The 24,034-nt window shown below is 71.5% G+C and carries 27 protein-coding genes, 1 tRNA gene and 1 riboswitch; of the genes, 19 read left to right on the top strand and 9 right to left on the bottom strand.

Annotated elements, in window-relative coordinates; translation table 11 throughout:
- Window positions 1-3: 3 nt before the first annotated feature.
- Window positions 4-78, top strand: a riboswitch (S-adenosyl-L-homocysteine riboswitch).
- Window positions 79-164: 86 nt separating this feature from the next.
- The 3 genes from ahcY (at window position 165) to metF (ending at window position 3,307) form a co-directional block, all read left to right on the top strand.
- The gene (gene ahcY / locus VFR90_RS02070) at window positions 165-1,601 is read left to right on the top strand and encodes an adenosylhomocysteinase (protein WP_326404303.1); all 1,437 of its coding nucleotides are present in this window, start codon (window positions 165-167) and stop codon (window positions 1,599-1,601) included.
- A 105-nt stretch (window positions 1,602-1,706) separates the two neighbouring features.
- Entirely contained in the window at window positions 1,707-2,465 is a 759-nt protein-coding gene (locus VFR90_RS02065; protein WP_326404302.1) for a TlyA family RNA methyltransferase, read from the top strand.
- Entirely contained in the window at window positions 2,462-3,307 is an 846-nt protein-coding gene (gene metF, locus VFR90_RS02060; RefSeq protein ID WP_326404300.1) for a methylenetetrahydrofolate reductase [NAD(P)H], read from the top strand. Before VFR90_RS02065 ends, metF begins: the two co-directional genes overlap by 4 nt.
- Window positions 3,308-3,310: 3 nt before the next feature.
- Here the strand turns inward: metF and VFR90_RS02055 are convergent, their stop codons facing one another.
- The 4 genes from VFR90_RS02055 to VFR90_RS02040 form a co-directional block, all read right to left on the bottom strand.
- On the bottom strand, window positions 3,311-4,153 hold the full coding sequence (locus tag VFR90_RS02055; RefSeq protein ID WP_326404298.1) for a PPK2 family polyphosphate kinase: 843 nt from the start codon (window positions 4,151-4,153) through the stop codon (window positions 3,311-3,313).
- Complete coding sequence (locus tag VFR90_RS02050; RefSeq protein WP_326404297.1) at window positions 4,153-4,776, bottom strand: 5-formyltetrahydrofolate cyclo-ligase; 624 nt, start codon at window positions 4,774-4,776, stop codon at window positions 4,153-4,155. Before VFR90_RS02050 ends, VFR90_RS02055 begins: the two co-directional genes overlap by 1 nt.
- A gap of 69 nt (window positions 4,777-4,845) precedes the next feature.
- Window positions 4,846-5,214 (bottom strand): DUF2917 domain-containing protein, encoded by a 369-nt coding sequence (locus tag VFR90_RS02045; RefSeq protein WP_326404296.1) that lies wholly within the window; start codon window positions 5,212-5,214, stop codon window positions 4,846-4,848.
- Window positions 5,211-5,597 carry a hypothetical protein gene (locus VFR90_RS02040; RefSeq protein WP_326404294.1) on the bottom strand — a complete coding sequence of 129 codons (387 nt, stop codon included), beginning with the start codon at window positions 5,595-5,597 and terminating at the stop codon, window positions 5,211-5,213. Before VFR90_RS02040 ends, VFR90_RS02045 begins: the two co-directional genes overlap by 4 nt.
- 94 nt (window positions 5,598-5,691) lie before the next feature.
- Between VFR90_RS02040 and VFR90_RS02035 the strand changes: the two genes are divergently transcribed.
- The gene (locus VFR90_RS02035) at window positions 5,692-6,666 is read left to right on the top strand and encodes a LysR family transcriptional regulator (protein WP_414676477.1); all 975 of its coding nucleotides are present in this window, start codon (window positions 5,692-5,694) and stop codon (window positions 6,664-6,666) included.
- A gap of 7 nt (window positions 6,667-6,673) precedes the next feature.
- Here VFR90_RS02035 and VFR90_RS02030 read toward each other — a convergent pair whose 3' ends face one another.
- Window positions 6,674-6,973 (bottom strand): hypothetical protein, encoded by a 300-nt coding sequence (locus VFR90_RS02030; RefSeq protein WP_326404292.1) that lies wholly within the window; start codon window positions 6,971-6,973, stop codon window positions 6,674-6,676.
- Window positions 6,974-7,196: 223 nt separating this feature from the next.
- On the opposite strand from VFR90_RS02030, the gene VFR90_RS02025 reads away from it, so the two are divergent.
- From VFR90_RS02025 to VFR90_RS01960, 14 genes are all read left to right on the top strand, one after another.
- Complete coding sequence (locus VFR90_RS02025; protein WP_326404291.1) at window positions 7,197-9,275, top strand: lytic transglycosylase domain-containing protein; 2,079 nt, start codon at window positions 7,197-7,199, stop codon at window positions 9,273-9,275.
- A 34-nt stretch (window positions 9,276-9,309) separates the two neighbouring features.
- Complete coding sequence (locus tag VFR90_RS02020) at window positions 9,310-10,266, top strand: complex I NDUFA9 subunit family protein (protein WP_326404290.1); 957 nt, start codon at window positions 9,310-9,312, stop codon at window positions 10,264-10,266.
- A gap of 78 nt (window positions 10,267-10,344) precedes the next feature.
- The gene (locus tag VFR90_RS02015; protein WP_326404289.1) at window positions 10,345-11,073 is read left to right on the top strand and encodes a glutathione S-transferase family protein; all 729 of its coding nucleotides are present in this window, start codon (window positions 10,345-10,347) and stop codon (window positions 11,071-11,073) included.
- Window positions 11,070-11,729: a GNAT family N-acetyltransferase gene (locus tag VFR90_RS02010; RefSeq protein ID WP_326404288.1), complete on the top strand. Its 660-nt coding sequence runs from the start codon at window positions 11,070-11,072 to the stop codon at window positions 11,727-11,729. The genes VFR90_RS02015 and VFR90_RS02010 overlap by 4 nt, the downstream gene beginning before the upstream one ends.
- Window positions 11,726-12,976 carry a multifunctional CCA addition/repair protein gene (locus VFR90_RS02005; RefSeq protein ID WP_326404287.1) on the top strand — a complete coding sequence of 417 codons (1,251 nt, stop codon included), beginning with the start codon at window positions 11,726-11,728 and terminating at the stop codon, window positions 12,974-12,976. The genes VFR90_RS02010 and VFR90_RS02005 overlap by 4 nt, the downstream gene beginning before the upstream one ends.
- Before the next feature lie 121 nt (window positions 12,977-13,097).
- Window positions 13,098-13,745 carry a heme ABC exporter ATP-binding protein CcmA gene (gene ccmA / locus VFR90_RS02000; RefSeq protein WP_326404285.1) on the top strand — a complete coding sequence of 216 codons (648 nt, stop codon included), beginning with the start codon at window positions 13,098-13,100 and terminating at the stop codon, window positions 13,743-13,745.
- Window positions 13,742-14,434: a heme exporter protein CcmB gene (gene ccmB / locus VFR90_RS01995; protein ID WP_326404283.1), complete on the top strand. Its 693-nt coding sequence runs from the start codon at window positions 13,742-13,744 to the stop codon at window positions 14,432-14,434. The genes ccmA and ccmB overlap by 4 nt, the downstream gene beginning before the upstream one ends.
- Window positions 14,435-14,518: 84 nt before the next feature.
- Window positions 14,519-15,289 (top strand): heme ABC transporter permease CcmC, encoded by a 771-nt coding sequence (gene ccmC / locus VFR90_RS01990; RefSeq protein WP_326404282.1) that lies wholly within the window; start codon window positions 14,519-14,521, stop codon window positions 15,287-15,289.
- 10 nt (window positions 15,290-15,299) lie between these two features.
- Window positions 15,300-15,476: a heme exporter protein CcmD gene (ccmD, locus tag VFR90_RS01985; RefSeq protein WP_326404281.1), complete on the top strand. Its 177-nt coding sequence runs from the start codon at window positions 15,300-15,302 to the stop codon at window positions 15,474-15,476.
- Between the two features lies 1 nt (window position 15,477).
- The gene (gene ccmE, locus VFR90_RS01980; protein ID WP_326404280.1) at window positions 15,478-15,993 is read left to right on the top strand and encodes a cytochrome c maturation protein CcmE; all 516 of its coding nucleotides are present in this window, start codon (window positions 15,478-15,480) and stop codon (window positions 15,991-15,993) included.
- Complete coding sequence (locus VFR90_RS01975; protein WP_326404279.1) at window positions 15,990-17,963, top strand: heme lyase CcmF/NrfE family subunit; 1,974 nt, start codon at window positions 15,990-15,992, stop codon at window positions 17,961-17,963. The genes ccmE and VFR90_RS01975 overlap by 4 nt, the downstream gene beginning before the upstream one ends.
- 28 nt (window positions 17,964-17,991) lie before the next feature.
- A complete protein-coding gene (locus VFR90_RS01970) occupies window positions 17,992-18,519 on the top strand; it encodes a DsbE family thiol:disulfide interchange protein (RefSeq protein WP_326404278.1) in 528 nt (175 codons plus the stop codon).
- Window positions 18,516-19,028, top strand: coding sequence for a cytochrome c-type biogenesis protein (locus VFR90_RS01965; RefSeq protein ID WP_326404277.1), 513 nt, complete (start codon window positions 18,516-18,518; stop codon window positions 19,026-19,028). The genes VFR90_RS01970 and VFR90_RS01965 overlap by 4 nt, the downstream gene beginning before the upstream one ends.
- The gene (locus tag VFR90_RS01960) at window positions 19,025-20,062 is read left to right on the top strand and encodes a tetratricopeptide repeat protein (RefSeq protein WP_326404276.1); all 1,038 of its coding nucleotides are present in this window, start codon (window positions 19,025-19,027) and stop codon (window positions 20,060-20,062) included. The genes VFR90_RS01965 and VFR90_RS01960 overlap by 4 nt, the downstream gene beginning before the upstream one ends.
- Before the next feature lie 69 nt (window positions 20,063-20,131).
- Here VFR90_RS01960 and VFR90_RS01955 read toward each other — a convergent pair whose 3' ends face one another.
- The 4 genes from VFR90_RS01955 to hrcA form a co-directional block, all read right to left on the bottom strand.
- Window positions 20,132-21,418 (bottom strand): type II toxin-antitoxin system HipA family toxin, encoded by a 1,287-nt coding sequence (locus VFR90_RS01955; RefSeq protein WP_326404418.1) that lies wholly within the window; start codon window positions 21,416-21,418, stop codon window positions 20,132-20,134.
- Between the two features lie 23 nt (window positions 21,419-21,441).
- Entirely contained in the window at window positions 21,442-21,720 is a 279-nt protein-coding gene (gene relB / locus VFR90_RS01950; RefSeq protein WP_326404275.1) for a type II toxin-antitoxin system RelB family anti-toxin, read from the bottom strand.
- 120 nt (window positions 21,721-21,840) lie between these two features.
- Window positions 21,841-21,919: transfer RNA gene (locus VFR90_RS01945), tRNA-Ile, on the bottom strand.
- Between the two features lie 18 nt (window positions 21,920-21,937).
- Complete coding sequence (gene hrcA, locus VFR90_RS01940; RefSeq protein WP_326404273.1) at window positions 21,938-22,960, bottom strand: heat-inducible transcriptional repressor HrcA; 1,023 nt, start codon at window positions 22,958-22,960, stop codon at window positions 21,938-21,940.
- A gap of 44 nt (window positions 22,961-23,004) precedes the next feature.
- Between hrcA and VFR90_RS01935 the strand changes: the two genes are divergently transcribed.
- Complete coding sequence (locus VFR90_RS01935; protein WP_326404272.1) at window positions 23,005-23,892, top strand: NAD kinase; 888 nt, start codon at window positions 23,005-23,007, stop codon at window positions 23,890-23,892.
- Window positions 23,893-24,034: the final 142 nt, after the last annotated feature.

Below are 24,034 nucleotides of genomic sequence, written 5' to 3'. Positions count from 1 at the left end.
GCCCGTTCCGAGGAGCGTTGCAACCGTCGCGATGACGGCCAGGCTCGGAACCGTTCAATGCAACGGCGCTCACCCGCAGGATCCACGCGCGCGGTGAGTCGGCCCTCCCTCTCCTGCTGTTCGCGTCCTGCGGTTCATCGTTGTCGCTGAACCGGAGATTCGCCATGAGCGCCGTCCTGAAGCCCGCCGCGTCCTTCACCGATTTCCACATCGCCGATCTCTCGCTGGCCGAGTGGGGCCGCAAGGAGATCAAGGTCGCCGAGACCGAGATGCCCGGCCTGATGGCCATCCGCGACGAGTTCGCTAAGAGCCAGCCCCTGAAGGGCGCGCGCATCACGGGCTCGCTGCACATGACGATCCAGACCGCCGTGCTGGTCGAGACGCTGCAGGCGCTGGGTGCGCAGGTGCGCTGGGCGTCCTGCAACATCTTCTCGACGCAGGACCACGCGGCCGCGGCGCTGGTGGACAAGGGCACGCCGGTCTTCGCCTACAAGGGCGAGACGCTGGCCGACTACTGGGACTACACGCACCGCATCTTCGAGTTCGGCGCGAAGGGCACCGAAGGCGAAGGCCCCAACATGATCCTCGACGACGGCGGCGACGCGACGCTGCTGATGCACCTGGGCCAGAAGGCCGAGAAGGATCCGTCCGTCATCGCGAAGCCGACCAGCGAGGAAGAGACCTGCCTCTTCGCCGCGATCAAGGCCAAGCTCGCGACGGATGCGACCTGGTACACGCGCAAGAGCGCGCAGATCATCGGCGTGACCGAAGAGACGACCACCGGCGTGCATCGCCTCAACGAGATGAGCGCGAAGGGCACGCTGCTGTTCCGGGCGATCAACGTCAACGACTCGGTCACCAAAAGCAAGTTCGACAACCTCTACGGCTGCCGCGAGAGCCTGGTCGATTCGATCAAGCGCGCGACCGACGTGATGATCGCGGGCAAGGTCGCCTGCGTCGCCGGTTATGGCGATGTCGGCAAGGGTTCGGCGCAGGCGCTGCGGGCCTTGAGCGCGCAGGTCTGGGTCACCGAGATCGACCCGATCAACGCGCTGCAGGCCGCGATGGAGGGCTACAAGGTCGTGACGATGGAGTACGCGGCCGACAAGGCCGACATCTTCGTGTCGGCCACCGGCAACAAGAACGTGATCCGCTACGAGCACATGGCCGCGATGAAGGACGAAGCCATCGTCTGCAACATCGGCCACTTCGACAACGAGATCGACGTCGCCTCGCTCGAGAAGCTGCAGTGGGACGAGATCAAGCCCCAGGTGGATCACGTGATCTTTCCGGACGGCAAGAAGATCACGCTGCTGGCCAAGGGGCGTCTCGTGAACCTGGGCTGCGCCACCGGCCACCCGAGCTTCGTGATGTCGTCGAGCTTCGCGAACCAGACGATCGCGCAGATCGAGCTGTTCACGAAGAAGGACCAGTACCAGGCCGGCAAGGTCTACGTGCTGCCCAAGCACCTCGACGAGAAGGTCGCGCGGTTGCACCTGAAGAAGGTCGGCGCGATGCTGACCGAGCTGAGCGACGAGCAGGCGGCCTACATCGGCGTGAAGAAGGAAGGGCCGTACAAGGCCGACACCTATCGGTACTAGGACCACCCCGTTGCGGCTTCGCCGCTCCCCGCAAGGGGCACCGCTGGCGGACCGGCGAAGGCCGGATCCGCGGCGGTTGCGCGAAGGGAACCGATGCGTGCTGACGTGCTTCTCGTGCAACGCGGCCTGGCGCCGACGCGATCGGCCGCGCAGCGCCTCATCGAGCGCGGCGCGGTCGAGCGCGGCACGCCGGCAGGCTGGTCGCGGCTGCGCAAGACCGGCGAGGACGTGGGGGGCGCGGCCGAGCTGCGCGTCACCGACGACGCCGAGCTGCGCTGGGCCTCGCGCGCCGGGCTCAAGCTCGACGCGGCGATCGCCGACGCGGGCCTCGAGGTGCGGGGCACGACCTGCCTCGATGCCGGCCAGAGCACCGGCGGCTTCACCGACGTGCTGCTCGCGCGCGGCGCGGCGCGCGTCGTCGGCTTCGATGTCGGCCACGGGCAGCTGCACGCGCGGCTGCGCGACGACGCCCGCGTGGTCGGGCTCGAAGGCCTGCACGTGCGCTCGTTGCGCGGCTCGTCGCTCGAACGCGAGGCGCCGTCGGGCGGCTTCGACCGGATCGTCGGCGACCTCTCGTTCATCGCCATGAGCGCCTCCATCGCACCGCTGGCGCGATGGCTCGCGACGGGCGGCGCGATGCTGCTGCTGATCAAGCCGCAGTTCGAGGTCGGCCCGCAGCACGTCGGCAAGGGCGGTGTCGTGAAGGACGCGACGCAGTACGGCCGCGTCGAGTCGATCGTGCGCCAGGCCTGCGCCAGCGCCGGCCTGCAGGTGCTCGGCTACTTCGAGAGCGCCGTCGGCGGCGGCGACGGCAACCGCGAATTCTTCGTGCACGCGGTGCACGGAACCCAGGAACGACCATGACATCACCGATCACGCTGCCCGTCCCGGTCAGCTTCGAGTTCTACCCACCGAACACCGACGCCGGCAGCGAGAAGCTCAAGACCGTCGTCAAGGAGCTCGGCACGACGGGCCCCGAGTTCTTCAGCGTCACCTACGGCGCCGGCGGCTCGACGCGCGACCGCACGATGAGCACGGTGGCCGACATCGCCGCCCTCGGCTTCGAGGCCGCGCCGCACCTGTCGTGCATCGGCTCGACGCGCGCCGGCATCGCCGAGATCCTCGCGACCTACAGGGCCCGCGACATCAAGCGCATGGTCGCATTGCGCGGCGACCTGCCGAGCGGCACCGCGACCGCGGGCGAGTTCCGCTACGCAAGCGAGCTGATCGCCTTCGTGCGCGAGACGCAAGGCAAGACCTTGCGCATCGAGGTCGCCGCCTACCCCGAATACCACCCGCAGCAGCGCTACGCGAAGCGCGATCTCGAGTTCTTCGCGCGCAAGATGAAGGCCGGCGCCGACGCAGCGATCACGCAGTTCTTCTACAACCCCGACGCCTACTTCCACTTCGTCGACGAGGCGCGTTTGCTCGGCGTCGAAGCCCCGATCGTCCCGGGGATCATGCCCTTCCACAACTACGCGCGCATCGCGCAGTTCGCGCAGCGCGACGGCATCGAGATCCCGCGCTGGGTCGCGCTGAAGATGGAGGGCTACATGGACGATGCCGCCTCGGTGCGCGCCTTCGGCATCGAGGTCGTCACGCGGCTGTGCGAGCGGCTCATCGCGGGCGGCGTGCCTTCGATCCACTTCTACACGCTGAACCAGTCGGCGCTGGCGCTGGAGGTCTGCCGCAACCTCGCTTGCTGAGCATCAGACGATGCTGACGGCCTTCGGGTCGTAGTCGGGCTTGGGCGCGGCGAGCTTCATCGCGGCGAGCGCGTCGCGCACCAGCGTCGCGACCATCAGGTTGCGCTGCGTCTTGCTGTCGGCCGGGACCACGTACCAGGGCGCGTGCCGGGTCGAGGTCGCGACCAGCAGCGCCTGGTACGCCGCCTGGTAGTCCTTCCACTTCGCGCGCACCGCCAGGTCGCCGAGCTGGAATTTCCAGCGCTTGGCCGGATCGTCGAGGCGCGCCTGCAGCCGCCGCTTCTGTTCGTCCTTCGAGATGTGCAGCATGCACTTGAGCACCGTGGTGCCGGTGTCGGCGAGGAGCCGCTCGAACTCGACGATGCGCGCGAAGCGATCGCGCTGCGTCCTGCCGTCGATCCAGCCTTCGACCACCGGCACCAGCACGTCCTCATAGTGGCTGCGGTTGAAGATCGCGATCTCGCCGGCACGCGGCACGACGGCGTGCACGCGCCAGAGGAAGTCGCGGGCACGCTCTTCCTCGCTCGGCGCCTTGAACGCGGCGACACGCACGCCCAGCGGGCTGCACCGCTGGAACACGGCGCGCGCGGTGCCGTCCTTGCCAGAGGTGTCCATGCCCTGCAGCACCACCAGCAGCTTGTGCTGCCCGGTGCTGGCGTTGGCGTAGAGCACGTCCTGCAGGCGGTCGATCTCGATGCCGATCTGCACGAGCTTCGCGTCGTCGGCCTCGCGGCTGCTGCTCGCAAACGGCCGCGCGGCGGCGTCGATGTCCTTCAGGCGGAAGCCCTTGCCGACGCGGAAGGCATCGAGCCGCGGGCCGGCGGTGACTTTACGGTTCGAGGCCATCAGGCGCCCTTCTGCCAGACCACGCCGTCCTCGGTCAGCATCGTGTCGAGCGGGATGTCGTGCGGCTCCGCTTGGAGCCATTCGATGTAGCCGTGCGCGAAGCCGACGCCCACCGTGTACGGCCGCGGCGCCAGCGCCGCCAGCGTGCGGTCGTAGAAGCCGCCGCCGTAGCCGAGCCGCACGCCCTGCGGGCCGAAGCCGACGCAGGGCACGAGCAGCAGCGTGGGCACCAGCAGGTCGGTGCCCTGCGGCTTGGGGATGTCGTAGGCGTCCTCTTCCATCGGGCAGCCGGGGTACCACTGGTGGAAGCGCAGCTGCTTGGTCTCGCGGTTCATCACCGGCAGGCCGATGCGTCGGGGCGGGCCCTCGCCGGTGCCGTGGCCGCGGCCTTCGGTCCAGCGGTGCAGCGCCGGCAGTGGATCGAACTCGCCCTTGATGGCCCAGTAGGCGCCGAGCGTCACGTCCTCGCGCTGGGTGAGCCACACCCGCAGCACGCTTTGCAGCTGCTCGCTGCGCAGGTGGCGGTCCATCAGGTTCATCCGCTCGGCCTTCAGCAGGCGGCGCAGCTGCGCCTTGTCGCGCGGCAGCGAGGCCGGGTTCGTCGGGTCGAACGAAGAAGACATCGGCGGGGGGCGCGCGGCCGTCAGTCGCTGGGCCGCCGATTCTGCGTCGCTTCGCCGAGCCGCCCGCCCCTACGACGCCGCGATGCGCGCCGGCAGCACGCGCCGCAAGGCCGAAGCCAGGCTCAGGCCCGGCGCGGCCGCCGGCCGCGCGGCCTTTGCGCGCCGAGGCGGCCAGTGCGGCTCCTCCAGCACCTCGAAGCTGGCGGTCGGCCAGCCCTCCGCCAGCACGCTGCGGCCCGGCTCGAGACGCAGGCTGTCGCCGGCTTCGAGCCAGTGGTCTTCGCGGCGGCCTTCCTCGGTGAGCCACAGCCGGCCCTCCACGAGACGCAGCCGCCGCGGCAGCGAGACCCCCGGCAGCGTCAACGCGCGGCCTTGCGGCAGGAACCAGCGGGCGTCGTTGCGCGGCTGCGGGGACGAAGTCTTGATCCGGGTGTTCATCGCGGTGTCCTTTGAAAAGTTTCGAGATCGGCGGCCCGCGCCGCGCGGGCGGCCTCGGTCGGCACCGGGCAGCTCGCGGCAGGGCCGGTCGGCACCGGGCAGGCGCCCGGCGGCAGCGCACGGGCGTCGCGCCGTGCCTCGATCACCACGCGCGGCAGCTCGACGACCGCCAGCGGCTCCGGCTCGCCGGTGCGCGCGACCACGAGCGTGGCCGCGGCCAGCGCCGCGAGCACGGTGCCGGCCACCACCGCCATCACGCCGACGCCCAGCCGGGGCAGCGACCACGACGGCAGCACGGGACGGCGCCGGGCGCGCGGCGCGAGGTGCGCACAGCCGGCGTCGCCGGCCGCGCACCATTGCACTTTGTTCATCATTGGGTTCATGGCTCGACCTCCTTGTAGGCATCGATGACGGTTCTTATCATCGGCAAACCGCGGTGCCGCATCCAATGAGATCGCAGCCGCACATCGATGCCGGATGCTCATGAGTCAAGCGCCCCGCCACCGCCCCTTGTCCGTCGGCCCGATCCGCGCCTTCGAGGCCGTCGCGCGCCACCTGAGCTTCCGGATCGCGGCCGAGGAGCTGTTCCTCACGCAATCGGCGATCAGCCGGCAGATCCAGTCGCTCGAGGACGAAATCGGCGCGGCGCTGTTCAGCCGCGGCACCCGCCACGTCGCGCTCACCGCCGACGGCGCCGCGCTGCTGGCGGCCGTCGCGCCGGCGCTGCAGCGGCTCGATGCCGGCGTGCGCCAGCTGCGCAGCGCGCGCGGGCGGCGCGGCATCAACGTCAGCACCTTCGCGTCGTTCGCCTCGCTGTGGCTGCTGCCGCGCATCGAGGCCTACCAGCGCGAGCATTCGCAACTGGACATCCGCATCGACACCGGCGACCGCCTGGTCGATCTCGACGACCCCGAGACCGAGGTCGTGATCCGTTACATCGACCGCTCGCGCGTGCCAGAGAACGCGGTCCGGCTGTTCGGCGAGACCGTGACCCCGGCCGCAAGCCCGCGGCTCGTCGAGCTGGCCGCCGCCGGGCAGGCGCCGCCGCTGGACGCGCCGGCCGACCTCGCGCGCTACACGCTGGTCGAGGAAGACGACCATCGCCCGGCCGCGCAATTCCTGACCTGGCGCCACTGGCTCGCGCAGCAGGGCCTGGCGAAGCTCGAGCCGCAGCGCTGGCTCTACCTGAACTACACCTACCAGCAGGTCCAGGCGGCGCTCGCGGGCCACGGCGTCGTGCTGGCGCGGCTGCCGCTGGTGGCGGAGTCGATCGCGCGCGGCGAACTCGTCGAGCTGTTCGGCGGCACCCGCCGCATCGTCAGCCCGCTGGCCTATTGGCTGCTGATCGGGCCGGCCAGCGCCGAGCGGCCGGAGGTCAAGCGCTTCGCCGAGTGGATCCGCCAGCAGGCACGCGCGACTTGCGCGGCGATCGCCGACGTGACCCCCGCCTGAGATCCGATCAGTCCAGCGCGCGGTTCATCACCGGCTGCACGCCGCCGTTCGCCGGCAGGCTGCCGCCGGCAGGCGCGGCGTGGCGCTCGGCCGCGATCACCACGCGCGGCAGCTCGACGACCCGCGGCGCCGGCGCCGCACGCTCGCGCTGGCCGGCGACCACGACGCGCGGCAGCTCGACGACGCGCAGGGCGTCGCCCGCCCGCGCCGGCACCCAGGCCGGCGCCAGCGCGACGACCCACGTGGCGGCCGCGGCGGCGGCACCGACGATCGTGCCGAGCGTGCGGATGGCGAAGCTGGTGGTCATGGCGAACTCCGTGGATCGGTGCGTCGATGGAGTCACTTTAGGAAGCGGCCGGGCGCAGCGCGACCCGCTTGCGACGAAGCGAGTCAAGCCCCTGACGAATCGCCTTGCACACCGACGGACGGTGCCTGCACGCCACAGCCGGACATCGGTGCTGCGCGAGAATTCGACGCCTCGAGTCCCGGCCCCGCGGGCTTCGCCACGCTGGCCGCCGCGCCCTCCCTGCATGACCGCTTCCGCCGCCCGGTTCCGCCATTGCCGATCGATCGCGCGACACGCGCTGCTGGGCTGGGCCGCGGGCGCGGCGCTCTTCGCCGCCAGCGCCGTCGCCGCACCCGGTGCGCCGCGGCTCCAGGAGGCCGGCGCCGCGGCCGGCGCGCCGCCCGGCGATGCGATCGTCGAGGCGCGCGATGCGCTGCGGCGCAAGGACGCCGCGCGGCTGGCCACGCTTCGCGCCAGCGTCGTCGCCGCCAGGCACCCGCTCGCGGTCTGGGTCGATTACTGGGAGCTGCACAACCGCCTGCCCACCGCGCAACAGGCCGAGCTCGACGCCTTCTACCTGCGCTGGCCGGGCAGCTACCTCGAAGACCGGCTGCGCAACGACTGGCTGCTCGAACTCGGCCGCCGCCGCGATTTCGACAACTTCCGCCGCGAATACCCGCGCTTCAAGCTCGACGACGACCGCGAGGTCAAGTGCTGGGCGCTGCTCGCGCGCCACCTGCAGGGCGAGGACGTGCGCACCGAGGGCCGTGACGCCTGGTTCGCGCAGCGCGACGCCGACGACGGCTGCGCCGCGCTCGCCGCCGCGCTGTTCCAGGCGAAGCAGCTGTCGGCCGACGACGTCTGGCGCCGCACCCGCGTCGCCATCGACGCGAACCGGCCGAAGCTCGCGCGCCAGGCCGCCGCGCTGCTCGGCGAGGAAGCGGGCGTCGCCGAGCTGATCGACAACGCGCCGCGCTTCCTGGCCCGCAAGGCGCAGGCCGAGCCGCGCCGGGCGGCCGAGCTGACCACGCTCGCGCTGGTGCGCATCGCGAACAACGAGCCCGACGCCGCCGCGCTCGCGCTGCGCGAGCGCTGGAGCGAGGCGCTGCCGGCCGACCTGTCGGCCTGGGCCTGGGCGATCGCGGGCAAGCAGGCCGCGCTGAAGCTGGGCGACGGCGCGCCCGACTACTTCCTGCGCGCCGCGCTGCCTCGCAAGTCGACCGCCGAGCTGACGCTGCCCGACGACGTGCTCGCCTGGAAGCTGCGCGCGGCGCTGCGCGCCGACCGCGGCGCCGGCCGCTGGCAGCAGGTGATGCAGGCGGTCAACGCGATGAGCGCGGGCGAGCAGAAGGAGCCGGCCTGGATCTACTGGAAGGCGCGCGCGCTGAAGGCGCTCGCGGTGGACAGCCAGGACGGCGCCGCGCTGACGCAGCAGTCGCGCGACCTGCTCGGCTCGATCGCCGGGCCGCTCAGCTACTACGGCAAGCTGGCCGCGGAGGACCTCGGCATCGCCGTCGCCGTGCCGCCGCGCCCGACGCCGCCGACGCCCGAGGAGCGTGCCGCCACCGCGGCCCGGCCCGGCTTCCAGCGCGCGCTCGCGCTGATGGCCCTGGGCCTGCGCAGCGAAGGCGTGCGCGAATGGAACTTCACGTTGTTCGGCCTGGACGAGCGCGAGCTGCTCGCCGCCGCCCAGCTCGCCTGCGAGCGCGAGATCTGGGACCGCTGCATCAACACCAGCGAGCGCACCAAGGATCTGATCGACGTCGCGCAGCGCTTCCCGATGCCGCTGCGCGAGGACGTGAGCGCGAAGGCGCGCGAGGCCGGGATCGACCCGGCCTACGTCTACGGCTTGATGCGCCAGGAGTCGCGCTTCATCGTCGATGCGCGTTCGTCGGCCGGCGCCTCGGGGCTGATGCAGCTGATGCCCGCGACCGCGCGCTGGACGGCCCGCAAGCTGGGCGTCGACTACACCGGCGAGCGCATCAACGACCCGGCCACCAACCTGCGGCTCGGCACCGGCTACCTGAAGCTGATGCTCGACAGCTTCGAAGGCTCGCAGGCGCTCGCGGCCGCCGGCTACAACGCCGGCCCGGGCCGGCCGCGCCGCTGGCGCGAAGGCGCGGTGCAGGACGCCGCGGTCTGGGTGGAGAACATCCCGATCAGCGAGACCCGCGACTACGTCAAGAAGGTGCTGTCGAACGCCGCCGTCTACGCGGTGTTGATGAAGGAAGCCGAGGTGCCGGTCGCCTTGCGCACGCGCCTGGGCCGCACCATCGGCCCGCGCGAGGCGCCGATGACGCCGACCGAGAAGGAACTCCCCTGACGCCGCGCGCGAAGGGTCTTGCGAAGAAGAAGCCATGAAGAAGATCCTGATCCTCGGCGGCACCGGCTTCGTCGGCGGCGCGCTGGTCGAGAAGCTCACCGAAACGTTCGCGATCCACGGCGTGCGCCTGGTCGTGCCGAGCCGGCGGCCGCATCGCGCGAAGCACCTGCTGACGCTGCCGACGGTGCAGCTCGTCCAGGCCGACGTGCACGACGAAGCCCGGCTCGCGCTGTTGCTGCGCGACTGCGACGCGGTGATCAATCTGGTGGCGATCCTGCACGGAACGCCCGCCGAGTTCGAGCGCACGCACGTGACGCTCGCGAAGAAGCTGGCCGCCGCCTGCCTCGGCGCCGGCGTGCGCCGCGTGCTGCACGTCAGCGCGATCGGCGCGGCCGCGCACGCGCCGTCGAACTACCTGCGCAGCAAGTCGGCCGGCGAAGCGGCGCTGCGCTCGGCCGGGCTCGATCTCTCGGTGCTGCGGCCTTCGGTGATCTTCGGCGCGGGCGATCGCTTCCTGAACCTGTTCGCGAAGCTGCAGGCGGTGTTCCCCGTGATGCCGCTGGCCGGCGCCGACGCGCGCTTCCAGCCGGTGTGGGTCGAGGACGTCGCGCAGGCGCTGGTGACTTGCCTCGCGAGCCCGCTGTCGAGCGTGCGCACCTACGAATGCTGCGGCCCGAAGGTCTACACGCTGGCCGAATTGGTGCGGCTGGCCGGACGCTGGTCGGGCCACGAGCGGCCGATCGTGCGCTTGAGCGACGGCCTGGCGCGCGCGCAGGCCTCGGTGATGCGACTGCTGCCCGGCGAGCCGCTGATGTCGGCCGACAACCTCGAGTCGATGAAGCAGCCGAGCGTCGCGAGCGGCGCCCTGCCCGGGCTGGCCGCGCTGGGCATCGAGCCGACGGCGCTCGAGGCCGTCGCGCCCGCCTACCTCGCGCCGGCGAGCGGACGCGCGCGCATGGAAGCCTGGCGCAGCGCGGCGCGGCGCGGCTGACATCGCTGTAGCGCGCCGAAGGCATCGATCGCCGGCGCCGCGCGGCCTAGCATCGCAAGTCCCTGACAAGGAGCCTGCGTGATGCGACTGGTGATCGGCAACAAGAGCTATTCGTCGTGGTCGATGCGGCCGTGGGTGCTGATGCGCCAGGCGGGCATCGCCTTCGACGAACAGGTGATCCGCTTCGACTCGTTCGCACCCGACTCGGCGTTCAAGCGCGCGCTCGCGCGGCTCACGCCGGTGGGCAAGGTGCCGGTGCTGATCGACGATGCGGTGCAGCTGGACGGCCGGCCGCTCGCGATCTGGGACACGCTTGCCATCGCCGAGTACCTGGCCGAACGCTTCCCCGAGCACCGGCTGTGGCCTGACGACGCGGCCGAGCGCGCCCGTGCACGCAGCGTCTGCGCCGAGATGCACGCCGGCTTCACCGCGCTGCGCTCGAACTGCCCGATGAACCTCGACGGCCAGGTGAACGACGCGAAGACGATGGCCGCGGCCGGCGCGCGGATCTGGTCCGAGCAAGCCGGCGTGCGCGCCGACGTGGCCCGCCTCGTGCAGATGTGGAGCGAGCTGCTGCAAGCCCACGGCGGCCCGCTGCTGTTCGGCCGCTTCACGATCGCCGACGCCTACTTCGCGCCGGTGTGCACGCGGCTGCGCACCTACGGGCTGCCGGTCGCGGACGAGATCGCGCGCTACATCGACGCGGTGTTCGCGCTGCCGGGCGCCGCGGCCTGGATCGAGCAGGCGCTGGCGGAGCACGAGTTCCTCGACTTCGAAGAGCCGTACCGCCGTCGGGCCGTCCCTTGATTCCCGACCGAAGGGCCTTCGCCGGGGCCGGTGCCAAGCTGGTGCCGAGCGAGGAGCAGCGCCGGCCGACGAACCTGCCTGCCGCCCCACCACCGCTTCGCTGCATCGAACTGCAGCCGACGGACGCGCCGGTGCTGCAGGCCTTCTTCGAGGCGAACCCGACGTACTTTGAAAGCACCGGCGGCCAGCCGCCGCAGCCGGGCGAGGCGCTCGCCGAGATCAACGACCGCCCCCCGGCCGGCATGCCGCACGGCCGCGTGTGGGCGCTCGGCTTCGTCGACGCGCGCGAGCAGCTCGTCGCGATGGCGGGCGTCGTCGAGAACCTGATCGCCGCCGGCGTCTGGCACATCGGCCTCTTCATCGTGGCGACCGAGCGTCACGGCAAGGGCGACGCGCAGCAGCTGCACGCCGCGATCCTCGCGTGGGCGCGCGCGCACGGCGCGCAGTGGATGCGCCTGGGCGTCGTCGCGGGCAACGCGCGGGCGCAGGCCTTCTGGCGCCGCTGCGGCTACGTCGAGCTGCGCGAGCGCGAAGGCATCGCGATGGGTCGGCTGGTGCAGTCGGTGCGCGTGATGGTCAAGCCGCTCGCGCACCGGTCCGTCGAGCACTACCTCGAACGGGTCGAGCGCGACCGGCCCGGCTCGACGCTGCCATGACGAAGACGCCGCTGCCCGCCGGCGCCGCCGTCTACGAAGTGGGCGGCGCGGTGCGCGACGCGCTGCTCGGCCGCGCGGTGCATGACCACGACTGGGTCGTCGTCGGCACCGATCCGCAGGCGATGCAGGCCGCCGGCTTCGTGCCGGTGGGCCGCGACTTCCCGGTCTTCCTGCATCCGGAGACCCACGAGGAATACGCGCTCGCGCGCAGCGAACGCAAGACGGCCCCGGGCTACCGCGGCTTCGTCTTCCATGCCGCGGCCGACGTGACGCTGGAGCAGGACCTCGCACGGCGCGACCTGACGATCAACGCGATCGCGCGGGCCGCCGACGGCACGCTGGTCGATCCCTTCGGCGGGCGGCGCGATCTCGAGGCGCGCGTGCTGCGTCATGTGTCGCCGGCCTTCGCCGAGGACCCGGTGCGCATCCTGCGGCTCGCGCGCTTCGCGGCGCGCTTCGACGATTTCACGGTCGCGCCCGAGACCATGAAGCTGATGCGCGGCATGGTCTGCGACGGCGAAGCCGATGCGCTGGTGCCCGAGCGCGTGTGGCAGGAGTTGTCGCGCGGCTTGATGGAAGCCAAGCCCTCGCGGATGTTCGAGCTGCTGCGCGAGTGCGGCGCGCTCAAGCGGCTGCTGCCCGAGGTGGAGCGCCTGTGGGGCGTGCCGCAGCCCGAGGCGCATCACCCGGAGATCGACACCGGCGTGCACCTGATGATGGTGCTCGACATGGCCGCGCGGCTCGGTGCGCCGCTCGCCGTGCGCTACGCCTGCCTGTGCCACGACCTCGGCAAGGGCACGACGCCCGCCGAGCTGCTGCCGCGCCACCTGGGCCACGAAGGCCGCAGCGTGCGGCTGTTGAAGGCGATGAGCGCGCGGCTGCGGGTGCCGAACGACTGCCGCGAGCTCGCCGAGGTGGTGGCGCGCGAGCATGGCAACCTGCACCGCAGCGACGGCCTCGATGCGGCGGCGCTGCTGCGGCTGCTCGAACGCTGCGACGCGCTGCGCCAGCCGCAGCGCTTCGACGCCGTACTGCTGGCCTGCGAATGCGACGCGCGCGGCCGGCTGGGCCTGCAGCAGCGGCCCTATCCGCAGGCCGAGCGGCTGCGGGCGGCGCGCGACGCGGCGCTGGGCGTCGCGACGGCCGAGATCGCCGAGCGGGCTGCGGCCGCAGGCGCCCGCGGCCCGCGCATCGGCGAGGCGATCCAGGCGGCGCGGCGTGCGGCGATCGAGGCACGCCTGGGCTGAGGCTCGCTTGCCGGGCCGCCCGGCGTCACATTCCGGGACGACTGTGCCCGCGCCGAGACGCCTGAGACTCGCCAACGCCGATGGCCGCGGCCCGATCGGCATGGCAAGCTCGCCGCCCAGCATGACGACCCCACCAACGACTGCCGCGACCTCCGCCTCCCCGCCGCTCGCCCGCGTGCGCGGCCTCTCGGTGCGGCGCGAACGCCAGCGCCTGTTCCGCGCCCTCGACTTCGACTTGCCGCGCGGCCGCGCGCTGTGGATCCGCGGGCGCAACGGCAGCGGCAAGACCACGCTGCTGCGCGTGCTGGCCGGCCTGCGCAAGCCCGACGAGGGCGGCGTGGACTGGTCGGGCCGCCGCCCGCTGTTCATCGGCCACGCGAACGCGCTGAAGGACGACCTGACGGTGCTCGAATCGCTGCGCTTCGCGGCGCGGCTGCACCGGCATCGCGGCGACGCGGCCTCGCTCGAGGCCGCGCTCGCGCGCCTGAAGCTCGACGCGCGCCGCGACCAGCCGGTGCGCCAGCTCTCGCAAGGCCTGCGCCGGCGCGTCGCGCTGGCGCGGCTGGCGCTGGCCGACGAGGCCGAGGCCTGGCTGCTCGACGAGCCGCACGACGCGCTCGACGACGATTCCTCGGCGACGCTCGATGCGCTGATCGGCGAGCAGCTTGCGCGCGGCGGCGCGGTGGCGCTGACGCACCACGGCCAGGTCCGCCTGGCTGCCGAGCGGCTCGACACGCTGGTGCTGGACCGGGCGTCGGGCGCGCCGTGAGCACGCCGGCAGGGGGTTCGACATGGTCCTCGCTGCATGCCCTGCTGCTGCGCGAGCTGCGGCTCGCGTGGCGGCGCCGCGTCGATGCGCTGATGCCGCAGGTCTTCTTCGTCGCCGCGGCGAGCCTGTTCCCGCTCGGCGTCGGGCCGGAGGCGCAGACGCTGCGCACCATCGCGCCCGGCGTGCTGTGGGTCGGCGCGCTGCTCGCGACGATGCTGTCGGTCGCCCAGCTCTACGCGGCCGACCACGCCGACGGCTCGCTCGAGCAGCTGCTGCTGTCGGGGCTGGCGCCGTCGGCGGTGGCCGCGGCGAAGGCGCTCGCGCACTGGCTGGTGACGGGCGCGCCGCTGCTGGTCGCCGCCCCGGTGCTCGGGCTGATGTTCGGGCTGGGCGCCGGCGCGGTCGGCATGCTGGTGCTCACGCTCGCGCTCGGCACGCCGGTGCTGAGCCTGCTCGGCGGGCTCGGCGCGGCGCTGACGCTGGGCCTGCGCAACGGCGGCATGCTGCTGATCGTCGTGGTGCTGCCGCTGGCGATCCCGACGCTGATCTTCGGCGCGGCGGCGGTCGCGGCGGTCGAGGCGGGGCTGTCGGCGCGCGGGCACCTGTCGCTGCTCGGCGCGGTGCTGATCCTCACCGCGCTGTTCGCGCCGGTGGCGACCGGCGCGGCGCTGCGGATCGCCACCGAGTGAGCCGCTCGGCCTCACGCCGCGGTGGCGCGAAGCGATCGCCGAGAATCCTGGGCTGCCCCAGCTGTCCCGCCCGGTGAGATCGCCGTGAGACTTTTCACCTTCGCCGCGCCCTCGCGCTTCTACGCCCTCGCCGGCCGGCTGCTGCCTTGGCTGTGGGCCGCCGCCGCGGTGCTGGCCGCGCTAGGCCTGTACCGTGGCTTCTTCGTGGCGCCAACCGACGCGACGCAGGGCGAGGTCTACCGGATCATCTTCATTCACGTGCCGGCGGCCTGGATGTCGATGCTGCTGTACCTGGTGATGGCGTTCTGGGCCGCGGTGGGCTGGGCGTTCAAGGCGCGGCTCGCGTCGATGGTCGCGCAGGCGATCGCGCCGACCGGCGCCTGGATGACCTTCCTCGCGCTGTGGACCGGCGCGCTGTGGGGCCAGCCGACCTGGGGCACCTGGTGGGTGTGGGATGCGCGGCTGACCTCGGAGCTGATCCTGCTGTTCCTCTACCTCGGCTACCTGGCCTTGGTGAACGCGATCGACGACCGCCGCCGCGCCGACCAGGCCGGCGCGCTGCTCGCGGTGGTCGGCGCGATCAACGTGCCGATCATCTATTTCTCGGTGCGCTGGTGGAACACGCTGCACCAGGGCGCGAGCGTGAGCCTGACGGCCGCGCCGAAGATGGCCGAGACGATGCTGGAGGCGATGCTGCTGATGACGCTGGCCTTCTGGGCCTATGCCTTCGCGGTCGTGTTCCAGCGCACCCGTGCGATCGTGCTCGAGCGCGAGGCCGGCGCGCGCTGGGTGCGGCAGATCGCGCACGACGACGGGAACGTTCCGCCGGCCACGGCCACCAAGGCCGCGGCCTAGAGGTGCCTCGATGCAGTCCTTCATCACCTTCTTCACCGAGCGCGGCGGTCACGGGCCGTTCTTGTGGGGTGCCTACGCGATGTGCGCGTTCGTGCTGGCGCTCGATGCGCTCGGCACCTGGCAGCGCCATCGCCGCGCGAAGGCCGCCGCACGCACCGCGCCGCTCGACGACCTGCAGGAAGACTGACATGAAGCCCCGCCACAAACGCATCGCGATCGTCGTCGGCGGCCTGGCCGCGCTCGGCGTCGCCACCGCCCTCGTGCTGAACGCGCTGAACAGCAACCTCGTGTTCTTCTATTCGCCGTCGCAGATCGAATCGAAGGAAGCGCCGGTGAACCGGAGCTTCCGCATCGGCGGCATGGTCGAGGAAGGCAGCGTGAAGCGCGACGGCGTCAACGTGCAGTTCGTCGTCACCGACACGGTGAAGACCACGCCGGTGCGCTACGCCGGCATCCTTCCCGACCTGTTCAAGGAGGGCAAGGGCGTGGTCGCGCAGGGCCGGCTCGACAACGGCGTGTTCGTCGCGAGCGAGGTGCTCGCCAAGCACGACGAGAACTACATGCCGCCCGAGGCCGCAGAGGCGCTGGCGAAGGCCAAGGGCCAGCAGGGCCAGGGCCAGCAGGGCCCGCAACCGGCCGGCACGCTCGCCAACGGCGGGGCCGGCAAGCCCGCCGCCTACGGCGCGCAAGGAGACCCGCGGTGATCCCCGAGCTCGGCCACTTCCTCCTCTGGCTCGCGCTCGGCGTGAGCCTGGTGCTCGGCGTCGTGCCGCTGCACGGTGCGGCCCGAGGCCGGCTCGACGCCATGGGCTCGGCGCGCCCGCTCACGGGGCTGCTGTTCGTGCTTGTCGCGGCCTCGATGGCCTGCCTGGCCATCGGCTTCGTGCGCGACGACTTCTCGGTGCTCTACGTCGCCTCGAACTCGAACAGCGCGCTGCCGCTGCCCTACAAGGTCGCGGGCATCTGGGGCGGCCACGAAGGCTCGCTGCTGCTGTGGCTGCTGATGCTCGCCGGCTGGATGCTCGCGGTCGCCTGGCTCAGCGCGCACCTGCCGCAGCCGGTGATCGCGCGCATCCTCGCGGTGATGGGCTGGATCGCGGTGGGCTTCTTGCTGTTCACGCTGCTCACCTCGAACCCCTTCGACCGCCTGTTCCCGGCGCCGCCGGACGGTCGCGACCTCAACCCGCTGCTGCAGGACCCGGGGATGGTGATCCACCCGCCGCTGCTCTACATGGGCTACGTCGGCTTCTCGGTAGCCTTCGGCTTCGCGGTCGCGGCGCTGATCGGCGGCCAGCTCGACGCCACCTGGGCCCGCTGGACCCGGCCGTGGACCACCGCCGCGTGGTGCTTCCTCACGCTCGGCATCGCGATGGGCAGCTGGTGGGCCTACTACGAGCTCGGCTGGGGCGGCTGGTGGTTCTGGGACCCAGTCGAGAACGCCTCGCTGATGCCGTGGCTGATCGGCACCGCGCTGATCCATTCGCTGGCGGTGACCGAAAAGCGCGGCAGCTTCAAGGCCTGGACCGTGCTGCTCGCCATCCTGGCCTTCGCGCTGTCGCTGCTCGGCACCTTCCTCGTGCGCTCGGGCGTGCTCTCGTCGGTGCATGCCTTCGCCACGGACCCGTCGCGCGGCCTGTTCATGCTGGTGTTCCTCGCGATCGTCGTCGGCATCTCGCTCGCGCTGTACGCCTGGCGCGCGCCGACGGTGGGCCTGGGCGCGCGCTTCGAGCTGATCTCGAAGGAAAGCATGCTGCTGGCGAACAACGTGCTTCTTCTGGTGGCGACCGGGGCCGTCCTGCTCGGCACGCTCTACCCGCTGGTGCTCGACGCCCTGGGCCTCGGCAAGATCTCGGTGGGCCCGCCCTACTTCGACACCGTGTTCGCGCCCCTGATGGCGCCGCTGGTGTTCCTGATGGGCGTCGGCCCGGTCGCGCGCTGGAAGCAGGCCGAGCTGCCCGAGCTGACCACGCGGCTGAAGTGGGCCGCCGTGGTGACGATCGTCTGCGCGCTGGCGACCGGCTGGATCGCCGGGCGCATCGGCCTCGTCTCGAGCCTGGGTCTCGCGATGGCGTTCTGGATCGCCTGCGCGGTGGCTGTCGATCTGATCGACAAGCTGCGCGGCGCGGGGAGCCTGGCCGAACGCGCGCGCCGGCTCCCGCGCGCGACGCTCGGGATGATGGCGGCGCACCTCGGCGTCGCGGTCCTCGTCTTCGGCGTGACGATGGTCAAGACCTACGGCGAAGAGCGCGACGTGCAGATGGCGCCCGGCCAAAGCGCCGATCTCGCCGGCTACCGCTTCGCCTTCCAGGGCACGCGCGAAGTGACCGGCCCGAACTACCGCGCGCTGCAGGGCGTGTTCGAGGTGCAGACCACGGAAGGTCGCGTGCTCGGCACGATGCGCCCCGAAAAGCGCATCTACCGCGTGCAGCGCGACGTGATGACCGAGGCCGCGATCAACGCCGGCTTCGCGCGCGACCTCTACGTCTCGCTCGGCGAGGCGGTCGACAACGGCGGCGCCTGGATCGTGCGGCTGCAGGTCAAGCCCTTCGTCGACTGGATCTGGGGCGGCTGCGCGCTGATGGCGCTGGGCGGCTTCCTCGCGCTGAGCGACCGGCGCTACCGCGCGAAGCTGCGGCGCGAGAGCCCGGCAGCCGCCGAGGGCGCGGCCGCATGAAGCGCGTGCGCTTGGACGGTCCACGATCATGAGGAAGCTGCGCTTCCTCGTGCCCCTCGCCCTCTTCGCCGCGCTGCTGCTCTTCCTGCTGCGCGGCCTGGAGCTGAATCCGCGCGAGGTGCCCTCGCCGCTGGTGGGCAAGCCGGCGCCGGCCTTCGAGCTGACGCGGCTCGACGACCCGAACCGCAAGCTCGCGCGCGACGACCTGCTCGGCCGCGTCTGGGTGCTCAACGTCTGGGCCTCGTGGTGCGCGGCCTGCCGCGACGAGCATCCGCTGCTGGTCGACTTCGCCAAGCGCGGCGTCGTGCCGGTCTACGGCCTCAACTACAAGGACGGCCGCAAGGAAGGCCTCGACTGGCTCGCGCGCATGGGCGATCCCTACGCCGCCTCGCTGTTCGACGGCGACGGCCGCGTCGGCATCGACTTCGGCGTCTACGGCGTGCCCGAGACTTTCGTGATCGACAAGCAGGGCGTGATCCGCCTGAAGCACATCGGACCGATCACGCCCAAGGTGTTGAGCGAGCGCATCGAGCCGCTGCTGAAGGAACTGATATGACGCCCCCCGTTGCGGCCTCGCCGCGCCTCCCCGAAGGAGCGCCGCTGGCGGCCCGGCGGCGCCGGATCCGCGGCAACCGCTGGGTTGGGCTGGTGCTTTGCGCGCCGTTGCTCGCGACGGCGCAAGCGGCCTCGGCACCCGCCGACCCGGCGCTCGATGCGCGCGTGCAGGCGATCTCCGCCGAGCTGCGCTGCCTGGTGTGCCAGAACCAGACGATCGCCGAGTCGCATGCCGGCCTCGCGGTCGACCTGCGCCGTCAGGTGCGCGAGATGCTCGCGCGCGGCGACAGCAAGGAGCAGATCGTCGACTACATGACCGCGCGCTACGGCGACTTCGTGCTGTACCGGCCGCCGGTGAAGGCAAGCACCGTGGCGCTGTGGTTCGGCCCGGCGGTGCTGCTGGTCGTCGCGGTGGGCACGCTCGTGCTCGTGCTGCGGCGGCGCGCGCGCCTGCCGGCCGAGCGCTTCGAGCCCGATCCCGACGAGGCCGCGAGCGAGGGGCCGCGATGAGCGCACCCGCGAACACCCGGCCGGCGCGGCTCGGCTGGGCGCCGCTGGGCGCGATGGCGGCCTTCGTGGTCGCGGTCGCGGTCGCCGGCTACGCCTACAAGGGCAAGCCGGCGCTGCTGATCGGCGGCGGCGCGCCGGCGGGCACGCTCGACGCTCGCGCCGGCGCCGGCGCCGGAGGCGACGCCGAGGCGGCCGCGGCGGTCGCGCAGATGAGCGAGCTGACCGACCGCCTCGCCGAGCGCATGAAGGAGCGGCCCGACGATCCGACCGGCTGGGCGATGCTCGGGCGCAGCCAGGCCGCGCTGGGGCGCCACGCCGAGGCCGCCGCGTCGCTGGCGAAGGCGTCGGCGATGAAGCCCGACGACGCGACGCTGCTGGTCGACTGGGCCGATGCGCTCGCGATGAGCCAGGGCCAGAAGCTCGAGGGCGCGCCGCTCGCGCTGATCGAGAAGGCGCTCGCGATCGACCCGAACCAGCTGAAGGCGCTGTCGCTCGCGGGTGCGGCGGCGTTCGTGAAGAACGACTACCCCGGCGCGCTGAAGCACTGGGAGAAGCTGGTGGCGGTCGGCCCGCCGCAGGACGACTTCGTGCGCGAGATGAAGGGCGCGGTCGCGCAGGCGCGGCAGCTCGCGGGCTTGCCGCCGGCGGCCGACGCGGCACCGGTCGCGGCGGGCGTGGGCAGCGTGCGTGGCCGGGTCAGCCTCTCGGCGGCGCTCGCCAGGCAGGTCGCGCCGGGCGACACGGTGTTTGTGTCTGCGCGCGCCGCCGACGGCGCGTCGCGCATGCCGCTGGCGGTGCTGAAGAAGCAGGTGAAGGACCTGCCGCTCGACTTCACGCTCGACGACAGCCTCGCGATGTCGCCCGCCGCGAAGCTTTCGTCGCTTCCGCCGTCCTCGCAGGTGATCGTCACCGCGCGCATCAGCGCGAGCGGGCAGGCGGTGCCGCAGCCGGAGGACCTGGGCGCGCAGTCGAAGGCGGTCGAGCTCGGAGCGAGCGGCGTGGTGCTGGAGATCGCGGGGCCGATCGGGCGGTAGCGAGGCCGTCAGGCAGCTTCGGCGTTCGAGCGGAGACGGTGTCTCCTCGAACGATGCGGGCGGCGGTTCTCAGAGCTCGGCAGCCACCCGCTTCAAGCCGCCGAGGATGCGATCGGCCACCACCGCGGGAAAGCCTTTCGGCAACGCATTCGCAACTGCATCGACGACGCCCGGCGTGCGCTCGACCACGTCCTGCACGACAGCTTCCGGCCCGAGCCCCTGCGCCCCGAGGATGCCGTGACGCCGGCCGACTTCGATCCAGTGCCGCCGGACGATGTCCTTCATGCGCCAGTGCGGGTTCTTCGAGCGCACGGCCATCGCGAGCCTGATCTTGTGCTCCGAGACCTGATTCGGTCCTGCCCCCAGCATCGGAAAGAACGAGAGCACGTCGTACAGCGGCGTCAGCGCGTAGCGGCCGCCCGCATGCAAGGCGATGCTGAAGTTCTTCGCGTGGCCATCGGGCGCTCGCAGCATCCAGAACAGCAGCTGCGCCCGGAAGAAGGCTTCGCGATCCTGTTCCCGCCGGATCGAGCCGTCGAGCAGGCCGAGGATGCGATCGATGCCGGGGCCACCGTCGGCTTCGTACTTCGCGAAGGCCGGCGTGCCGGTGGCCTGGCACATGTCTTCTTGCGGCAGGCGCAGCAGCCAACGGCCGTTGCCGGCCCAGCGGCGGTCGAAGCGCTCGACCGCGAGCACGCGTTGATCCTCGAAGAGGAGCGGATGGCAACGCGCCACGTCGAGCCGGTAGGCTGCGAGGATCTGCGCGCAGAGCCACTCGTTCTCGATCGAATGGCGCAGGTCGAGCCGCGCGTTGCCGACGAGACCCATCGGCAGCTTGAGGATGTGCGTGGTCGGCGTGGCGCCGAGGGGCCGCCACCATGCACCGCGGTGCCAGAGCAGCGCCGTCTTTTCCTGGGCACCGGCGATCGAGATGCGCAAGTCATCCGCATCGTCACGAAGCGGGCTCGCAAAGGTCGCGTTGCGCAGCCGTCGCGCGACCGCGGCTTCATCGAGTGGACGCGCCTGGATCGTTTCGATCGTCCCGGGCGCTTCGTCCTCGGGAAGCAACTGCACGGCACCCACGCAGTCGCGCCCGATTTGCGCCAACAGATCGAAGGCGTCGGTGCTCGCGGCACCGAAGCGGCGCGCCATGCGGTCGAGGATCGGCTGGCTGTCCGGGAGCAGGTTGTCGAACCAGGCACGCACAGCCGGGCCGCGGATCGGAAGGTTGCCGGCACGCATCGGCAAGGAAAGCGACAGCGGTCGGGATTGCGACGAGGCCAACCATGCGGCGTCGTAAGTCAGTTCGTCGCCGGCAGGGGTGGCGCTCCACCGGCCGACGCGCTCGCCGTTCATCCATACCGCGAGGCGACGAGCGCTCACCAAACGTCCTTGCCGACGGGCGCCTTCGGCATGGAGACGGCCGTCGATCCTTCATGGCGGCTCTGGCTCAACGAAAGCTCGACCCCGAGCACAGCCAGCAGCTTCATCAGCCGGGCCACGCTCATGCTGTCGGCATTGCGCTCCATCGCAGACATCGTCTGCTGGGTGATGCCCAGGCGTGTGGCGATCTCGGCTTGCGTCAACCCGGACGCCTTGCGAAAGCCCTGGAGCAGCGCCGGCAACTGCTCAGGCGTAAGGACCGGGAACGTCTTCATGCGGATGCGTCAAGTCAAGGCATACGCACTATAAGCTGTGTTCTCGTTTTACTGCTTAAAAGCAGTATCTTGGAAATACAGCTTTCAATCTGTGATCGCAGTGATCACTGCCGTGGAGCTTGGTAGGCCGCCCGTGAGTCGAACACGGCACCAACAGATTATGAGTCTGCTGCTCTAACCAATCATGAGCTAGCGGCCCCCGGACACCGCCACGATTCTAGGCAGCCGGCTTCTGGCTGAGCGCCTGGCTGACCAACCGGGAGGTGATGTCGACGATCTGGATCATCCGCTCGTAGGGCATGCGCGTCGGGCCGATCACGCCGAGCGTGCCGACGATCTGGCCGTCGACGACGTACGGCGCCGAGACGACCGACAGCTCCTCGTACGGCACGACCTGGCTCTCGCCGCCGATGAAGATGCGCACGCCCTCGGCCCGGCTGCTCACGTCGAGCAGGCGCATCAGCTGCGTCTTCTGCTCGAACAGGTCGAACAGCTTGCGCAGGGAGCCCAGGTCGCTGCCGAAGTCCTGCACCGCGAGCAGGTTGCGCTCGCCGGCCACGACGACCTGCTCGGCATCGTCGTCCGCGCCGGCGCTGCCGAGCTGCATCGCGGCCTGCATCAGCGTCGCGATCTCGCCGCGCAGCGTTTCGATCTCGTGCTTGAGCCGCTCGCGCACCGCCTCGATCGACAGGCCCGAGTAGTGCGCGTTGACGAAGTTGCTGGCCTCGAGCAGCTCCGGCTGCGTGAAGTCGCGCGCGGTCATCACGACGCGGTTCTGCACGTCGCCGTCGGGCGCGACCAGGATCACCAGCACGCGCCGTTCGCCCAGCCGCAAAAACTCGAGGTGATGGAACACGCTCGCCTTGCGCGGCGCGGTGATCACGCCGACGAACTGCGAAAGGCTGGAGAGCATCTGCGCGGCGCTCGCGATCACGCGCTGCGGCTGGTCGGCTTGCAGCTGCGCCTCGTGGGAGGCATGCAGCGCGGCGTCGCGCTGCGCGGTCAGCATGGTGTCGACGAACAACCGATAGCCGCGCGCGGTCGGAATGCGCCCGGCGCTGGTGTGCGGGCTCGCGATGAGGCCCAGCTCTTCCAGATCGGCCATCACGTTGCGGATGGTGGCCGGGCTCAGCTCCAGGCCGCTGGCGCGCGAGAGGGTGCGCGAGCCGACCGGCTGCCCGTCGGCGATGTAGCGCTCGACCAGGGTCTTCAGCAGGCTGCGGGCGCGGTCGTCGAGCATCGTGCGCGGATTTTAGGCAGCGGCCTCGTGATGTAATTTCCGCCATGCCCTCCCGTTTCCGTCATGCGGCCCTCGTGGGCAAGTACCAGGCGCCGGGCAGTCGCAAGGTCATCGCGGGCGTGGCGGAGTTCCTCGGCGACCAGGGCCTCGAGGTCTCGCTCGAAGCCACCACGGCGCAGGCCTGCGGCCTCGCCGATTACGCCGCGCTCGACGCGCAGGCGATCGGCGCGCAATGCGATCTGGCGATCGTCGTCGGCGGCGACGGCACGATGCTGGGCACCGCCCGCCAGCTCGCGCGCTTCAACGTGCCGCTGGTGGGCATCAACCAGGGCCGGCTCGGCTTCATGACCGACATCCCGATCGGCGAGCTGCGCGAAACACTCGCGCCGATGATCGCCGGCGACTACGAGGAAGAGCACCGCACGATGCTCGAAGGCAGCGTCAAGCGGCGCACCGGGGCCGGCATCGACACGCTCTACGAAACCTTCGCGGTCAACGACGTGGTGGTGAGCCGCGGTGCCGGCGCCGGCATGGTGGAGCTGCGAGTGTCGGCGCAGGAGCACTTCGTCGCGAACTTCCGCGCCGACGGCCTGATCGTCGCGTCGCCGACCGGCTCGACCGCGTATGCGCTGTCGGCCGGCGGGCCGATCCTGCATCCGTCGATCGCCGGCTGGGTGATGGTGCCGATCGCGGCGCATTCGCTGTCGAACCGGCCGATCGTGCTGCCCGACTTCGGCGAAATCTCGATCGAGATCGTCGCCGGCCGCGATGCCAGCGTGAACTTCGATCACCAGAGCCTCGCGAGCCTGCTGCACGGCGACGTGATCTGCGTGCGCCGCAGCGAGCACCGCATCCGCATCCTGCACCCGCGCGGCTGGAGCTACTACGCGACGCTGCGGCGCAAGCTGTTCTGGAACGAAGGCACGGAATGACTTCCCCCCGTTGCGCCTTTGCCGCGCCCCCCCGGGCAGGCGCCGCTGGCGGACCGGCGAAGCCGGATCCGCGGCGGCTGCCCGGCTGCGCGCGCCTCGGCGCCGAATGCGCGTCGTCCTTGCCCGGCAGGCGCTGACATGC

This window comes from Methylibium sp. (assembly GCF_035762065.1).
Taxonomy (GTDB): domain Bacteria; phylum Pseudomonadota; class Gammaproteobacteria; order Burkholderiales; family Burkholderiaceae_C; genus Methylibium.
Note: the sequence above shows the minus strand (reverse complement) of the source record. Positions and strands in the feature narration are given on the sequence as shown.

Coding starts and splice junctions, on each gene's coding strand:
- VFR90_RS02045 (WP_326404296.1), bottom strand. CDS start 5,214: ATGAACACCCGGATCAAGACTTCGTCCCCGCAGCCGCGCAACGACGCC.
- VFR90_RS02050 (WP_326404297.1), bottom strand. CDS start 4,776: ATGTCTTCTTCGTTCGACCCGACGAACCCGGCCTCGCTGCCGCGCGAC.
- VFR90_RS02020 (WP_326404290.1), top strand. CDS start 9,310: ATGAAGAAGATCCTGATCCTCGGCGGCACCGGCTTCGTCGGCGGCGCG.
- VFR90_RS02005 (WP_326404287.1), top strand. CDS start 11,726: ATGACGAAGACGCCGCTGCCCGCCGGCGCCGCCGTCTACGAAGTGGGC.
- VFR90_RS02055 (WP_326404298.1), bottom strand. CDS start 4,153: ATGGCCTCGAACCGTAAAGTCACCGCCGGCCCGCGGCTCGATGCCTTC.
- VFR90_RS02025 (WP_326404291.1), top strand. CDS start 7,197: ATGACCGCTTCCGCCGCCCGGTTCCGCCATTGCCGATCGATCGCGCGA.
- ahcY (WP_326404303.1), top strand. CDS start 165: ATGAGCGCCGTCCTGAAGCCCGCCGCGTCCTTCACCGATTTCCACATC.
- VFR90_RS02035 (WP_414676477.1), top strand. CDS start 5,692: ATGCTCATGAGTCAAGCGCCCCGCCACCGCCCCTTGTCCGTCGGCCCG.
- VFR90_RS01960 (WP_326404276.1), top strand. CDS start 19,025: ATGAGCGCACCCGCGAACACCCGGCCGGCGCGGCTCGGCTGGGCGCCG.
- relB (WP_326404275.1), bottom strand. CDS start 21,720: ATGAAGACGTTCCCGGTCCTTACGCCTGAGCAGTTGCCGGCGCTGCTC.
- ccmE (WP_326404280.1), top strand. CDS start 15,478: ATGAAGCCCCGCCACAAACGCATCGCGATCGTCGTCGGCGGCCTGGCC.
- VFR90_RS01935 (WP_326404272.1), top strand. CDS start 23,005: ATGCCCTCCCGTTTCCGTCATGCGGCCCTCGTGGGCAAGTACCAGGCG.
- VFR90_RS02030 (WP_326404292.1), bottom strand. CDS start 6,973: ATGACCACCAGCTTCGCCATCCGCACGCTCGGCACGATCGTCGGTGCC.
- ccmA (WP_326404285.1), top strand. CDS start 13,098: ATGACGACCCCACCAACGACTGCCGCGACCTCCGCCTCCCCGCCGCTC.
- VFR90_RS01965 (WP_326404277.1), top strand. CDS start 18,516: ATGACGCCCCCCGTTGCGGCCTCGCCGCGCCTCCCCGAAGGAGCGCCG.
- metF (WP_326404300.1), top strand. CDS start 2,462: ATGACATCACCGATCACGCTGCCCGTCCCGGTCAGCTTCGAGTTCTAC.
- hrcA (WP_326404273.1), bottom strand. CDS start 22,960: ATGCTCGACGACCGCGCCCGCAGCCTGCTGAAGACCCTGGTCGAGCGC.
- VFR90_RS01970 (WP_326404278.1), top strand. CDS start 17,992: ATGAGGAAGCTGCGCTTCCTCGTGCCCCTCGCCCTCTTCGCCGCGCTG.
- ccmD (WP_326404281.1), top strand. CDS start 15,300: ATGCAGTCCTTCATCACCTTCTTCACCGAGCGCGGCGGTCACGGGCCG.
- VFR90_RS01955 (WP_326404418.1), bottom strand. CDS start 21,418: ATGAACGGCGAGCGCGTCGGCCGGTGGAGCGCCACCCCTGCCGGCGAC.
- VFR90_RS02040 (WP_326404294.1), bottom strand. CDS start 5,597: ATGAACCCAATGATGAACAAAGTGCAATGGTGCGCGGCCGGCGACGCC.